This is a genomic window from Rhodococcus sp. SJ-2 (genome assembly GCF_053750035.1).
Genome location: NZ_CM132340.1, coordinates 3,505,104 through 3,519,615, shown reverse-complemented (window position 1 = coordinate 3,519,615; position 14,512 = coordinate 3,505,104). Strand labels below are relative to the sequence as shown.

General features: G+C 66.2%; 12 protein-coding genes. 6 read left to right on the top strand and 6 right to left on the bottom strand.

The window, feature by feature from the left end; genetic code table 11:
* The first annotated feature begins 3 nt into the window (after nucleotides 1-3).
* The 3 genes from ACSYG9_RS16565 to ACSYG9_RS16555 all read left to right on the top strand — a co-directional run bounded on the left by ACSYG9_RS16565 (nucleotide 4) and on the right by ACSYG9_RS16555 (nucleotide 2,458).
* Nucleotides 4-948 (top strand): ribose-phosphate diphosphokinase, encoded by a 945-nt coding sequence (locus tag ACSYG9_RS16565; RefSeq protein WP_206039866.1) that lies wholly within the window; start codon nucleotides 4-6, stop codon nucleotides 946-948.
* 32 nt (nucleotides 949-980) lie between these two features.
* Nucleotides 981-1,610 (top strand): DUF2461 domain-containing protein, encoded by a 630-nt coding sequence (locus ACSYG9_RS16560; RefSeq protein ID WP_440123586.1) that lies wholly within the window; start codon nucleotides 981-983, stop codon nucleotides 1,608-1,610.
* A 182-nt stretch (nucleotides 1,611-1,792) separates the two neighbouring features.
* Entirely contained in the window at nucleotides 1,793-2,458 is a 666-nt protein-coding gene (locus ACSYG9_RS16555; protein WP_440123585.1) for a hypothetical protein, read from the top strand.
* Between the two features lie 115 nt (nucleotides 2,459-2,573).
* Here ACSYG9_RS16555 and ACSYG9_RS16550 read toward each other — a convergent pair whose 3' ends face one another.
* The 3 genes from ACSYG9_RS16550 to ACSYG9_RS16540 form a co-directional block, all read right to left on the bottom strand.
* On the bottom strand, nucleotides 2,574-3,575 hold the full coding sequence (locus ACSYG9_RS16550; RefSeq protein ID WP_454839203.1) for a hypothetical protein: 1,002 nt from the start codon (nucleotides 3,573-3,575) through the stop codon (nucleotides 2,574-2,576).
* A gap of 227 nt (nucleotides 3,576-3,802) precedes the next feature.
* On the bottom strand, nucleotides 3,803-4,756 hold the full coding sequence (locus ACSYG9_RS16545; protein WP_454839201.1) for an alpha/beta hydrolase: 954 nt from the start codon (nucleotides 4,754-4,756) through the stop codon (nucleotides 3,803-3,805).
* 38 nt (nucleotides 4,757-4,794) lie between these two features.
* On the bottom strand, nucleotides 4,795-6,444 hold the full coding sequence (locus tag ACSYG9_RS16540; RefSeq protein ID WP_440123582.1) for an NAD(P)-binding domain-containing protein: 1,650 nt from the start codon (nucleotides 6,442-6,444) through the stop codon (nucleotides 4,795-4,797).
* A gap of 239 nt (nucleotides 6,445-6,683) precedes the next feature.
* On the opposite strand from ACSYG9_RS16540, the gene ACSYG9_RS16535 reads away from it, so the two are divergent.
* From ACSYG9_RS16535 to ACSYG9_RS16525, 3 genes are all read left to right on the top strand, one after another.
* The gene (locus ACSYG9_RS16535; RefSeq protein WP_440123581.1) at nucleotides 6,684-8,954 is read left to right on the top strand and encodes a LuxR C-terminal-related transcriptional regulator; all 2,271 of its coding nucleotides are present in this window, start codon (nucleotides 6,684-6,686) and stop codon (nucleotides 8,952-8,954) included.
* 151 nt (nucleotides 8,955-9,105) lie between these two features.
* Nucleotides 9,106-9,720, top strand: a complete 615-nt coding sequence (locus ACSYG9_RS16530) for a hypothetical protein (protein WP_454839200.1) — start codon at nucleotides 9,106-9,108, stop codon at nucleotides 9,718-9,720.
* A 2-nt stretch (nucleotides 9,721-9,722) separates the two neighbouring features.
* Entirely contained in the window at nucleotides 9,723-11,495 is a 1,773-nt protein-coding gene (locus ACSYG9_RS16525) for a GMC family oxidoreductase N-terminal domain-containing protein (RefSeq protein WP_454842976.1), read from the top strand.
* A gap of 21 nt (nucleotides 11,496-11,516) precedes the next feature.
* Here the strand turns inward: ACSYG9_RS16525 and egtD are convergent, their stop codons facing one another.
* The 3 genes from egtD to egtB are packed head-to-tail and all read right to left on the bottom strand — an operon-like array spanning nucleotide 11,517 to nucleotide 14,510.
* Nucleotides 11,517-12,473, bottom strand: coding sequence for an L-histidine N(alpha)-methyltransferase (gene egtD, locus ACSYG9_RS16520; RefSeq protein ID WP_454839198.1), 957 nt, complete (start codon nucleotides 12,471-12,473; stop codon nucleotides 11,517-11,519).
* Nucleotides 12,470-13,219 carry an ergothioneine biosynthesis protein EgtC gene (gene egtC, locus ACSYG9_RS16515; protein ID WP_440123578.1) on the bottom strand — a complete coding sequence of 250 codons (750 nt, stop codon included), beginning with the start codon at nucleotides 13,217-13,219 and terminating at the stop codon, nucleotides 12,470-12,472. The genes egtD and egtC overlap by 4 nt, the downstream gene beginning before the upstream one ends.
* Nucleotides 13,212-14,510, bottom strand: a complete 1,299-nt coding sequence (gene egtB / locus ACSYG9_RS16510; protein ID WP_454842975.1) for an ergothioneine biosynthesis protein EgtB — start codon at nucleotides 14,508-14,510, stop codon at nucleotides 13,212-13,214. The genes egtC and egtB overlap by 8 nt, the downstream gene beginning before the upstream one ends.
* Nucleotides 14,511-14,512 lie beyond the last annotated feature (2 nt).

The window sequence follows — 14,512 nt, the reverse complement described above, 5'->3', positions numbered from 1 at the left end:
CTGATGCTCTTCTCCGGCCGGGCACACCCCGAGCTGGCAGAGCAGGTCGCTAAGGAACTCGGTGTCCCCCTGACCCCGCAGACCGCCCGCGACTTCGCGAACGGCGAGACCTTCGTCCGTTTCGAGGAGTCCGTCCGCGGCTCCGACGCATTCGTACTGCAGAGCCACCCGTTCCCGCTCAACGAGTGGGTCATGGAGCAGCTCATCATGATCGACGCGCTCAAGCGTGGTTCGGCCAAGCGCATCACCGCGATCCTGCCGTTCTACCCGTACGCGCGCCAGGACAAGAAGCACCGCGGTCGCGAGCCCATCTCTGCCCGTCTCATCGCCGACCTGCTCAAGACCGCAGGCGCCGACCGCATCATCACGGTCGACCTGCACACCGACCAGATCCAGGGCTTCTTCGACGGCCCGGTCGACCACATGCACGCGCAGGGCCAGCTCGCCGAGTACATCCGTGGCAAGTACGGCGTCGACAACATCGCCGTGGTCTCCCCCGACTCCGGGCGCGTGCGTGTCGCCGAGAAGTGGGCCGACACCCTCGGTGGCGCTCCCCTGGCCTTCATCCACAAGACCCGCGACCCGCTGGTGCCGAACCAGGTGAAGTCGAACCGCGTGGTCGGTGAGGTCGAAGGACGCACCTGCATCCTCATCGACGACATGATCGACACCGGCGGCACCATCGCGGGCGCCGTCAAGATCCTGCGTGAGGCCGGTGCGGGCGACGTCATCATCGCCGCAACACACGGCGTGCTCTCCGACCCGGCCGCCGAGCGCCTCGCCGCGTGCGGCGCTCAGGAGGTCATCGTCACCAACACGCTGCCGATCCCGCCGGAGAAGCAGTTCGATTCGCTCACGGTGCTCTCGATCGCGCCGCTGCTTGCGCAGACGATCCGCGAGGTGTTCGAGAACGGCTCCGTCACGTCGCTCTTCAACGGCGTCGCCTGACACCCGGCGTCACCGCACGGCACACTGGCGGGATGTTCTCAGGATTTCCCGTCTCGGCGCTGGACTTCTACGAAGATCTCGAGGCCGACAACAGCAAGGCATTCTGGGCCGCGCACAAGGCCGTCTACGACGACTGCGTGCGCGGCCCGATGCTTGCGCTGCTCGGCGAACTCGAAGACGAGTTCGGCCCGGGCAAGGTGTTCCGTCCGTACCGGGATGTCCGGTTCAGCAAAGAAAAGACCCCGTACAAAACCCACCAGGGCGGCTACGTCGCGACGGGGCCGGGGGTCGGGTTCTACGTCGAGATCAATGCTGCGGGATTGCGGATCGCCGGAGGGTTCTATCACGGCAGTTCTGTTCAGCTCGCGACCTTCCGCTCCGCGATCGACGACGAGCGCCGCGGTACCGAACTCGAGACTCTCGTGCGCCGTCTGACGCGCACCGGTTACGAGATCGGTGGTGACCGGCTGAAGACCCGGCCCCGCGGCTTCTCCGCGGATCATCCGCGCATCGAACTGCTTCGGCACAGGGCGCTGCACGCCGGCCGCACCGATGTGTCGCCCCCGTGGCTCGACAGCGCCCGCACTCTCGACGAGGTTCGCGGCGCGTGGCGTTCTTTCCGCCCACTCGTGCAGTGGCTCACCGCTGCAACTGCGACCTGACCACCGAGCAAACCGGTCGGTATGCAAATACCGTGCGGCGCAATGCTTTGTCGTCATCCTCACGTCCTCCGGCCGTCGCCGCACGTACACGGATGATCTTCGTCACGCCGCCGCGAAACAGTGCAGGTCGGATCGGACCCCGGCCGACGGAGCCCCGGGGGTTTGACCTAAGGTGGCTCCTCGTGATCGACGCGCAGACTCTCGAGGCCCCCATGGAAACCCCGACAAATCGGATTGCGCGAAGGTGGTCGCCCGGCGCATGCGTGTGGTGCGGCGACACCGACTCGGTCGAAGAGTTCCGAAACGAACCCCGTTGCGCCACTTGCCTCCGCCACGAATCCGTGATCGACGAGGCCCGGCGGTTCATGGGCACGTACGGTCTGCGCCCCATCGGCGGAACCCTGCAGTCGGACGACGAGGAGGAGTACGAGCACCGGGTCGCCGCACGCGATGCACGCCGCGCGCTCAACGACATTCGGCTGGCCGAGCAGCCCGACCCCGCGCTCGTCCGTAAGGCGCTGCGTCCGCGCGCCGCAGCCATCGTCGCCGACAAGCCCGCCGCGACGAAGTCGAGTTCCGCATCGGGTTCGTCGGGTTCGGCGTCGTCGGCCCCGCGCCGCACCCCCGCTGCCGCCGCAGCGACCAAGAGCGTCGACCTGGACGAGATCCAGAGCCGCGCACTCGTGTTGCTCGATCAGCTCTCCACGATCGATGCACAGCTCGCGTTGGTCGCCGAACAGTCCGGTCTCGCGGCCCGTGCTCGTCGCAGCGATCTGGAGAAGCAGAAGGCGACGGTGCTGCGCACTCTCGCCGCATTGGAGAAGGCTCGGCTCAGCGCCGCGAAGTAGACACTCCGCCGTTTCGGGTCTCGGGTGCTTCGATCACGTGCCCGAGATCGCGACGGCGAGCCGTCAGGTGAGCGCACGACGGCGAGCCGTCAGGTGAGCGCACGACGGCGAGCCGTCAGGTGAGCGCACCGTCGGCAATGTCGACTGTCAGCGGGACCAGGTCGTCGCAGTTCGGGGTGTCGCTCATCAGGATCACCGCCGGGACGTTACGGCCGCGCGACCTGTTGTAGCGCTCGGCGCCGGGTCGATTGGTGTCGATCACCGATTCGATGGGCGCCGAGATCCGGCAGGAATCCCCTGTCTCGCGGACCTGCAAGGTGAGGCCTTCGAACGTCACTTCTCTGACGTCGTCGCGATCCGGCGGCGCGAACTCGGGTTCGAGTCCGTAGTAGATGCTCCATGACTCCGGCGCGACGCCGTCCTGGTGGGGAGTGAGGACACACCGATACGGGTCGCTGTCGATCTGCCATCCGACCAGTTCTTCGGGTGCGAAGCTGCCGACTATCTCGCACGGGTCTGCCGCTGCCAGCCGGATTCGGCCCGGACCGCTGGTCGGCCGCCCGGGCAGCGAGGGCACGAGTGCCAGCGTCTCCGACAGAACATCTGCCGCGACCGCACATACCGGAACGCTTTCCCCGCTCGACTCCGCGGAGCGGTACTGCGTGACCGCGATCGTCGCGAACCGTGAGGGTGGTACCGCATCGGCTGTCACGGTGACGGGGATGTCGAGCGCGAATGTCAGCGTGCAGTCGAGGGAGTTCTCGTGGACGCTCGTGGTCCGATACACCTCGGTGTCGCCGAAAGACCGGTCGCGCTGGCCGTCGGTGGACGGCACAGGCGAGAGGTCGATGGTGACGTCCAGCTCATCGTATTTCGCTCCCCCGGATGGATGTGCGACGGCGGTGCACGTGTCGAGCGCTCGTTGCGGTCCGAACTGACGTATTTCGCCGTACCGGGCAACCACCGGTTCCGGGAGCAGCCCGCACGGATCGAGTCGTCGTAGTCTTTCCGCGACCTCGAGGAGCATTTTGTCGGACGGGCCGATCGAGCGACTGTGGGTGTTGGGGGCGAGGTAGTCGACGGGGGCCGGTGGTGTCTCGACCGGGGTTCCCGCCATGACCGTTGCGCATCCGGTCAGGACCGAGGGCACGAGGATGCACGCGAGGACAGCAGCTGCCGTCGAACGCGCCTCTCCCCACACAGGGACCACCGACTTCCCAAGTATTCGTCAACCGATCGTCAAGGTCGACGGGCACCAACCTACGCCATTGTCCGCAGATCGGCCTCGCTCAGCGCGCGGCGTAGCGCGTGCTGAGCGAGGCGCGCTTCATGGTGCTCGGGTCATCACACCCCGCTGGGCTCCGTGATGGATCCCAGATAGTCGCACACTGCGGCGAGGACTTCACTGCTCCGAGGCACCGCTCCCGACATCCAGAACACACCGTGAACGAGCCCGCCGAATCGACGCACCGCGGTGTCGACCCCGGCTGCCTTCAGCTTCGCCGCGTAGTCCTCTGCTTCGTCGCGGCCGACCTCGTACTCGTTGGTGAGCACGAGTGCGGGTGGCAGCCCGCTCAGATCGTCGGCGCGGGACGGCACGGCGTACGGGTTGCCCGCGTCGCCGGGTCCGGGCAGATAGTGAGACCAGAACCAGTCCAGAGCCGGCTTCGTGATGATGTAGCCCTCCGCATATTCGCGGGCCGACGGGAAATCCGCGTTCGGGTCGATCACCGGATAGATCAGCACCTGCCCGCGCAATCGCGGCCCACCTTCGTCCCGGGTGCGCAGCGCGGTCACGGCTGCGAGGTTGCCGCCCGCGCTGTCGCCTGCGATCACGATGCAGTCCGGATCGCCGCCGAAGTCCGCGATGTGAGCGGCAACCCATCTCAGCGCGGCCATGGCGTCGTCGGGCGCGGCGGGGAACTTGTGTTCGGGCGCCAGTCGGTACCCGGCGGACACCACGATGGCTCCCGTCCCATTCGCCATCGCCCGGCAGGGCTCGTCGGCGACGTCGATGCTGCCTCCGATGAAGCCCCCACCGTGCAGGTAGAGCACGACGGGCCGCGGTCCTGGCCGTTCGTGAACATGTTCGGGAACATATAGCCGCAGCGGAAGGTCCCCGTTTCCTCCCGGGTAGGTGAGGTTCTCGATTCGCGAGACTTCCTGCGCGGGCGCCTGAAGCCCGGTGAATGTGTCGACGACTGCGCGCGCCTGGTCGACGGAGAGTTGTTCGAACGAGGGCACCCCCTGCGAATTCAGGGAATCGATGAGCTGAGATACGTGTTCGTCCAGAGCCATGGGGAATCCTTCGTTGTCGGTGGTGGACAAGGGTGAGCTCAGGAGGCCATCGACACTTGGTGGGTATCCGCACCGGTGAGGGCAAAGCCCTCGTACCCGCGCTCGACCACCTCCGCGCACTTGGCCCGGTAGGTCGGGGCGCCACCGAGGTACACGAGGCACGCCCGCGGCTTGCCGTGGATGTTCGCGCCCATGTACCAGGAGTCCGTACCCGGCATCAGCGTCGCGTTCGCGAGCTCGGCGCAGTGCTCGACCCACAGTGTCTCGGCGTCTGCGAGCGGTTCGATGGTGTCGAGACCGTCGGCACGCAGGTCTGCGATGGCTTCGGCCGCGAAATCCACATGGTCCTCGATGGCCAACGGCATGTTGTAGAGCACGGACGGCGACTGCGGGCCGGTGATCAGGAAGAGGTTCGGGAAGTCGTGCATCATCAGGCCCAGGTAGGTGCGGGGGCCGTTCTCGAACTTGTCCTCGAGGCGGTGTCCGTCGCGCCCGACGATCCCCATCGCAAGGAGCGGACCGGTCATCGCGTCGAATCCGGTGGCGAGGACGAGGACATCGAGTTCGTGTTCGACGCCGCCGGTGCGCACACCCGCTGGGGTGATCGCGTCGATCGGCGCGTTCTTCACATCGACGAGGGTGACGTTGTCGCGGTTGTAGGCCTCGTAGTAGTCCGTCTCGAGCGGGGGCCGCTTCGTGGCGTACGGGTAGGTGCTCGGTGCGAGGAGCTTTGCGACCTCGGGGTCGTTCACCCGCTCGTGGATACGCTCGCGGATGTACTCGGATACGGTGTCGTTGGCCTCCTTGTCGAACAGGATGTCGCGGAAGCTGTCGATGAAAAGACGGAATCCACCGGCGTCCCACCTCTCGTCGAATACCTTGCGCCGCTCCTCCGCAGACACCGCGAGTGCGGAATCCTGAACTTGGTGGTACGGCACACCGAGAAAGTGATTGCGCGCTGCATCTCGCAATTGTCTGTAGTTCGCCTTCGCATGCGCGGTTTCTGCTTCGTTCGCGGGTGCGTTGCCGATCGGCGTCGCATAGTTCGGGGTGCGCTGGAAGACCGTGAGGTGACCGGCCTGCTTCGCGATCTCACTGATCGCCTGGATTCCGCTCGACCCGGTTCCGATGACACCGACCCGCTTGCCTGCAAAATCGACTCCGCCGTGCGGCCAGTTGCCCGTCATGTAGACCTCGCCTGCGAACGTGTCGATGCCCGGGAACTCGGGGGTCTTCGGCACCGACAGGTTTCCGGCGCCTGAAATGATGTACCTACTGGTCACGACCTCACCGGTGTCGGTGGTCACGGTCCAGAGGCGGGCTTCGTCGTCCCACACCACCGACTCGATACGCGTGTCGAACGTGATGTCCTTCCGGAGTTCGAAACGGTCGGCCACGTGTTCGAGATATCGCAGAATTTCGGGTTGCGCGGCGAACTTCTCACTCCAGGTCCACTCCTGCTGGAGCTCGTCGGAGAAGGAATACGAGTAGTGCACCGACTCGATGTCGACTCGGGCACCCGGATAACGATTCCAATACCAGGTACCTCCCACGTCACCCGCGGCATCGAAGACCCGAGTCGACAGACCCAGCCGGTCGCGGAACTTGTGTAGTGCATACAGCCCGGTGAAGCCGGCCCCCACTACGAGGACGTCGATATCGGGAGTCGCGGGACGGAATGTGGACATAGCTTCGCTCCTTGTGAAGTGCGGTGATGCAGGTCGCGAGGCCGGCGACCAGGTGGGCCGCTCGGGCCGATAGCAACCATGACGCACGTCACACACCCCCGGCACGGGGTGAATCACCCCCTTCACTACCTGTGTTGCACGACACACCCGGTGGAGTAAGTTCGGGCGGCAACCGGAAAACACAGGAGCCCGCCCTGCCTTCGAACACACTGCCTTCGAACACACTGCATCGCAGATCCATGACCAGCTTCGTCGGGCGCAGGCACGAACTCGACGCGGCTCGCGTGTGCCTGGAGCAGTCGCGGCTGGTATCGCTGGTCGGTCCCGGAGGTGTGGGTAAGACCCGGGTGGCCGAGGAACTCGTCGACCGCACCGCGCGGGTGTTCCGCGACGGGTCGGCATGGATCGATCTGGCCCCGGTCCGCGAACCGGATGCGGTGCCGTCCGCGGCCGCCGCGGCACTCGGGGTCACCGACCAGTCGAGCAAGCCGGTGGTCGGCAAGATCACCGACCGCGTCCGCGACCGGCACCTGCTGATCGTCATCGACAATTGCGAACACCTGCTGACACCTGCCGTCGAACTGGTTTCGCTCCTCCTCGCGGCGGCTCCCGAATGCCGGATCGTCACGACGACCCGTGAGCCGTTGCGCGTCGCCGGCGAGAAGATCTACGACCTGCCTCCTCTCGCTCTCCCGGAGCCCTCGGACCATTACCGCGCCGCGGAGGCCGCTCACTACGAGGCCGTCTCGCTGCTCGTCGAACGTGCACAGAACGTCATCGACGCTTTCGAGCTCACCGAAACCAATGTCGTTGCAGTGGTTCAGCTCTGTCGCAGACTCGACGGTATTCCGCTGGCCCTCGAGCTCGCCGCCGCGAAACTGCGCTCGCTCTCCCCGGCTCAGCTCGTCGAACGACTCGACCGCCGCTTCGCCCTGCTCACAGGTGGTGATCGGAACGCACTCCCCCGCCAGCAGACACTCCGGGCGCTGGTCGACTGGAGCTACGAATTGTGCTCCGCCCCCGAACGTTCGCTGTGGGCGCGATTATCGGTCTTCGCAGGCGGTTTCGATCTCGATGCCGTGGAGTCGGTGTGCGGGTTCGGCGATATCCCGGTCGAGGACGTCGTGGATCTGCTGGACCGGCTCGTTGCCAAGTCCCTCGTCGTCGTGGAGCGGTCGCCCGGGTCGGTCCGCTACAACCAGCTCATGACGGTGCGCGAGTACGGAAGCGAACTGCTCGACGCTGTGGCCGACACCGAGGCCGTCGGTCGCAGACACCGGGATCACTTCGCAGCACTCGCGTCGCGGTCTGCCCGATACTGGTGCGGTCCGGACCAATCCGAGCTTCTTGCGCAACTGCGGCGCGACCACGCGAACCTCATGGCCGCCCTCGATTGGTCGCTGCGCACGCCCGGAGAGGTGGCGATCGCAGCCGAGTTCATCGTGGCATTGCGTTACCACTGGATCGCAGGCGGCAATCTGTCGTACGGTCGGCGCCGGGTCGAGCAGGTGCTGGACCATCTGACCGATCCGGTGCGTGAACGCGGAGACGCACTGTGGGTGGCCGCGTGGATTGCATTGATCCAGGGCGACCGCGACGCCGCACGTCGGCATCTGGACGAATGCACTTCTCTCGCCGTCGCGCTCGACGATGGTGCGCTGCATGCGCATGCCGATCACTGGCTGGGTCTGCACGAGCTGTTCAGTGGTGACACCGCGCATTCGATCGCGCTCTACCGCTCAGCGATCAGGGTGCACCGCGACAACGACGATCCCGCGTCGACGCTCATGGCCGAGTTCCAGCTCGCGATGGCCGAATGCTACGAAGGTCTCTACGACGAGGCATTGGAGACGTGCAACCGCGTCCTCGAACTGGCGAATCGATACGGGGAGAGGTGGAACCGCGCGTACGCGTTGTGGGTGTCCGCGCTCGTGCACGTACACCGCGGCGACACCGCGAAAGCTGTGTCTGCCGCGCAACTGGCCTTACGGATACAGCAGCACTACAAGGACAAGATCTGCACCGCGCTGTCCATCGAAGTCCTCGCGTGGGCTGCGGTCGCCGATGCCGATGCCGAACGGTCGGCGCGCCTGTTCGGAGTCACCGCAGTCGTGTGGACGCGGCTGGGCACTACTGTGGCCGCGTTCGGCCCACACACCGCCGACGATTCGCGTGCCGCCCGCGAAGCGGCCCGTACGAAACTCGGCCACAACGCATTCGACAGGCTTTCGGCTCCCCCGGCCGACATGACGATCGATCAGGCCGTCCTGTTCGCGCTCGGTGAGCACACCGTCCCACCGAATCGCTCCGTCCGGGACACCTCGCCACTGACCAAACGCGAGTTCGAGATCGCCCGCCTCGTGGCCGACGGAATGAGCAACCGTGCCGTCGCCGACAAACTCGTCATCTCGCGCCGCACGGTCGACGGCCACGTCGAACGGATCCTCGCCAAACTCGGCGTCACGTCCCGGACGCGCATCGCGACGTGGGTGGCTGCTCGTGACGGCTGAGCCGCAGGTCGGTCGACGACAACGCGGCTGCGCACCCGTCGAGCAGGACTTCGAGACTGCCGTAGGCTTCGCCGGGACGGGAGGGAGCGGCGTGGAGACGCATACACAGTGGAGTCGACGACGATTCTTGGGAGGTGTCGCCGCGACCAGCGTGGCACTGACCAGCGTGGCCTGGTCGTTCACCGGTGAGGCCGCAGCGCGGCCGACGTCGCCGAACCCCTCCGTCCGCGACACGATCAACGGGATCCTCGCGTTCGTCGTCCCCGGAAACGATCCGTACTCGCAACACCAGGGCGTGTCGACCGAGGCGCCCGGGGGCGTCACACAGGGCGCCGCCGAGACCCTGGAGCGCACCTTCGATCTGGCCGTGCCGATCCCCCTGATCGACGTGCTCGGAATCGACGTCACCGGCTCCGCGGCGATCGCGGCACTGGTGAACCTTTTCGCGGTCACCGCCGCCCCGAATGCCGTTGCGGGACCGTTCGCATCACCGTTCGCGAACCTCTCGTACGCCGCCAAAGCGCGCGTGTTCGAACTCCTCGACACCGAGCCGCAGTTCCCCGGCCGCCCCATCGAATACGCGGTCAATGCCATTCCGACACTCGCCGCGTTCGTCGCCTACTCGGAGGTCTCGACGTTCGACGGAGCACGCCGCGAGCTCACCGGCCGCCCGGTGGGCTGGGAGCTGACCGCATACCAGGGCGTCAGCGACGGGTGGGACGAGTTCCAGGGTTACTACGGTGGCGTCGAACGAGTGGAGGAATGACGTTGACCGATGTGATCGTGATCGGCGCAGGCGGTGGCGGGCCGGTCGTCGCGAAGGAACTCGCCGCACGTGGACTCGACGTACTGGTACTCGAATCCGGGCCACGCTTCGAGGACCCCGAGAATCAGTGGACCCACTTCGAGAACGACGCGAACAACCCGATCACCGGGTTCCTCCGCGAAGGGCCGGGCGACCGATCCGAGGGTCCGTGGCTGCGCGATCTTCCGCAGAACTCGTTCGTATGGCAGGTCTCCGGTGTGGGCGGCGCGACACTCCACTATTTCGGTAATTCGCCCCGGGCGTACCCCGGTGTGTTCGAAGGATACGACGGCGCCGACCGCGACATGTACGACAACGAGCACCTGTTCCCCTTCGGCTACGAGGAACTACGCCGCTACTACGAATGGGTCGAGGCGACGCTGCCCGTGCAGACAGCACCGATGGGGACGAAAGAACAGGTGTTCCTGCGGGGTGCCGCGGCAATGGGTCTCCCCCACCAGATCTCGCCCGACACCGCCGGGCCTGCGCATCGCGCGCAGCAGAACGCGATCCTGCAGCCCGGCGGCACGGCCGGGCGCACCCGCGACCCCGCGCTGCTCCGTCACCCTCACGCCAGCGGATGCACTATGTGCGGCCACTGCTACCAGGGCTGTTACCTGCCGTTGGGTGCGCCGCGGAATCTGAAGGCCCGCCGCTCCACCGACAACTCGTACGTGCCGATGATGCTCACCGCCGATGCTTGGTCACCGCACGGCAGGTCCGCGACCCTCATGACCGGTGCCGGTGTCACCAAGATCCTCGTCCACGAGAAAGGCGGCGAGACGGTCGCGCACGGCGTGCGGTTCCGGACGGCCGACGGCGAGGAACACGAGGCGGAAGCGAAGGTCGTGGTGCTCGCCGCGGGCGCCATCGAGTCGCCGCGTCTGTGGCTCAACTCGGAGCTTCCCGACCCGGACGAATGGGTGGGTCGCGGGTTGACCGACCACTACATGGACGCGGTGTTCGGCGTCTTCGACGAGTACACGGGCGAGACGCGCGGCGCCGGTTCCAATGCGCGCGTGGACCTTCCGGGATACGGCGCAATCGAGCAGGTGGGTATGCCGCCGGCACTGCTGGCGTACTCGCTGGGCTACAGCGACTCCGGTATCCACGGCTATGGTCGCGCGGGCGGCGTGGTCGACAACGCGGGTGCCGACAGCCTCGGCCGGCTGGTCGGCCGCGATCTGCTGACCACGCTCTCCGATGCCGACCGTGTGCTCGGCGCACTGGTGATCACCGACGACGACGTCGAATCCGGCAACCGTGTGAGCGTACCCGGCCTGCTGCCCGCCGACGAGCACGGTGTCGTTCCTCGGGTGACGATGCAGCACCGTAAGAGGTCCGAACGCACCCGACGCAACCGGGAGTACTGCACCCGCAAGGCTGTCGAGCTGATGCGCGCGGCGGGTGCGAAATCTGTGCATCGCTGCGACTGGCCGCCGCTGATCCTGCACGCACAGTCGAGCATGAGAATGGGCCGCAACGAGAAGGATTCGATCCTCGACTCCTCCGCGCAGGCACGCTGGGTCAAGCAGCTCTACATCGCCGACAATTCGGCGCTCCCCAACAGCCTCGGCGGCCCCAATCCAACTCTGACGACACAGGCCCTCGCGACCCGCACTGCCGAGAAGATCATCGAGACGTACTTCGGTGGCGAAGGGTGGGTGGGACGCGAAACTCCGGTGTCGTCCATCGACGATCGGGTCACCCGGGCCGTGGTTGCGCAGGGGCTCTAGAGAGGAAGAAGACCTGGAAAGTCATCGACGCGACGCGGCGAACAGCACGAATCTCCCGTCAGGATCCACCCATTCGTGCCGGACGGTGAATCCTGCGTCGTCGAGTTCTCTGCCGATTCCGTCGAGCCGGAATTTTGCCGAAATCTCTGTACACATCTGCTCACCCGCGGCGAAGGTCAGATCGAGATCGAGATCGCGGACCTTCACCGTCATCGCCTCGGTCGCTTCGAGTCTCATTTCGATCCACTCGTTCTCTGCGTCCCACACGGCGCGGTGCACGAACTTGTCGGGATCGAAATCGGCGTCGAGCCGCCGGTTGACCACCCGCAGCACGTTGCGGTCGAACTCGGCCGTCACACCGGCGGCATCGTCGTAGGCCGGAATGAGGATGTCGGGGTCGACGACGAGTCCGGCACCGAGCAGCAGCCATTCATCGGTTTCCAGGATCGTCCCGAGGTGGGTCAGGAACTCGATGCGTTCGGTGGGTGCGAAGTTGCCGATCGTACCGCCGAGGAATGCGACCATGCGGTGCCCGCCGACGGGTAGATGTTCGAGAGAACCGGTGAAATCGCTGACGACGCCGCGCACCGTGAGGTCCGGATAGTCGACGGACAGGCGCCGTACCGCCGCGCTCAATGCCGGCTCGGACACGTCCTGCGGTACATACGTATGGATGTACGGTTTCAGTGCGTCGAGCAGCACTCTCGTCTTCTCCGACGATCCCGATCCGAGCTCCACCAGCATCTCGGGTCTCGCTGCCTCCGCGATGTCCGCCGCGTGGCGCTGCAGCAGCGCGAATTCGGTACGGGTGGGGTAGTACTCGGGCAGCGACGTGATCTGATCGAACAACTCGCTTCCCCGCTCGTCGTACAGCCATGTCGGCGACAGGCGCTTGGGGGTCGAGGTGAGACCACTGCGCGCATCACCGCGCAGTGTCTCGTCCAATTGTTCGGGCGTGATGAACACGTCGATGGTCACGTAGCGGACACCTCCAGGGGAGTGACGACGAGCTTGCCGGGTATTGCATGGACGAGATGCTTGTCGGCGACTTCCTGCCAACGCGGGTCGTCGTCGAAACGTTCGGAGCTCACGATCGCGACGTTCTCGTCCACGAGGGTCCACAACGAGTGATACCACGCGGTCGCCCACATACCGTTTCCGTCGCACAGCAGCATGTTCAAGCGGGATTCCGGTGCCCGCGCCAGGACGTCGTGGACGAGGGAGATCAGCGCGGGCTCCGGTTCTGCCGATCGGAGCCGCGACCGCAACATCGCCCACAGCGCAGCAGAATCGGTGGGTGCGTCCAGTTCGAGCAGCTCCGACACCGGGAGGTTCTTCGCGAGGTCCACCAGCGATCCGGGCCAGCCGCGCACCACACCGTTGAGACTGAAGGCCCAGTGTCCGTCCGAGAACGGCGCACTGGCGCTTCGTTCGACCGGCATCCCCTCCGTTGCGGATCGGAGCGCGATCATCACGGCCCCGGACCGGATGGTGGGCAGCCCTTCGGTGACGAACGGATCGGACCACACCGGCAGGGACGAGCGGTAGCGGCCGAGAACACCGACGTCCGACCACCAGGCGACGCCGAACCCGTCGGCGTTGATGGTGCCGCCACCACGCATGTCGGTCGGCGCCCACGATTGCCGCATGAGCGAATTGGGGCCGTCGGTGAGCAGTGAGGCAACCGATTCGACCGGGCCGAGGTACCCCAGGTGTCTACACATCCGGAGCCTTCTCCACATCGTGCGCAAGGCGGAACCCGGCGAAGATCTGGCGGCGGACCGGGTGATCCCAGTTCCGGAAGGTTCCGCGGCACGCAACGTGATCGGTGCCGAAGGAACCACCGCGGAGAACGCGGAAGTCTCCGCCGAAGAACACCTCCGAGTACTCCCGGTACGGAAACGCACTAAAGCCCGGGTACGGTTCGAAGCCCGACGACGTCCACTCCCACACATCACCGATCAGCTGATGCACACCGAGCGGCGACACACCCGCCGGGTACGCACCCACCACCGCGGGACCGAGATGTCGCTGGCCGAGATTCGCGTGCGCCGGGCCGGGATCGTCGTCTCCCCACGGATACCGCCGGCTGCGGCCGGTCTCGGGATCCCACCGCGCGGCCTTCTCCCATTCCGCCTCTGTGGGAAGACGCGCTCCGGCCCAGCGCGCGAAGGCATCCGCCTCGTAGAAACACACATGCACGACGGGTTCGTCCGGGTGCACGGGTGCTTCTCGCCCGAAACTGCAGCGCCACCAACGCCCGTCGGATTCGCGGTGCCAGAATTGCGGCGCTTCGAGCCCCGCGTCGCAGCGGTGCGCCCACCCCTCGTCGCTCCACAGGTCTCGGCGCCGGTAGCCGCCGTCCTCGATGAATCGAGTGAACAACCGGTTGGTCACCGGCAGGGTGTCGAGCGCAAAGGCGGGCACATGAACCCGGTGCGCCGGCTTCTCGTTGTCGAGCGCCGACCGGTCGGCCGAGGTGCCCATCTCGAACTCCCCCGCGGGGATCACCACCCGCTCGCACACCGGAGACGCCGCCTCGCGGGGCGCCTCCGGGGCATCGAGCAAGGGGGGTCCGGCGCGCAACTGGTGGGTCACGAGCATCGTCTCGTCGTGTTGTTGTTCGTGTTGCGCGATCATCGAGAAGACGAAACCGTCGCGAGTGAGTTCTTCATCGAAGTTGTTGCTTTGCAGTACTTTCTGCGCCAGGTCACGCACCTGGGCTGCGTAGCGGCGCGCCTCGCCTGGGCCGAGCAACGGCAGCGTGGTCCGGCTGGCCCGGGGGTGCAGGAATGCATCGTAGAGTTCGTCGATCCCCTGACGCACCGGCTCTCGGCCCGCGACTTCACGCAGCAGCCAGCGCTCCTCCTGATTCGCGATATGCGCGAGGTCCCACACGAGGGGACTCATCAAGGTCGAATGTTGCTGCACCAGTTCGTCATCGTCGATATCCGTGAGCGAACATGTCCGTGCGCGAGCGCGTTCGAGGTCGCGTTCGAGACGGTCGCGCAGCATCC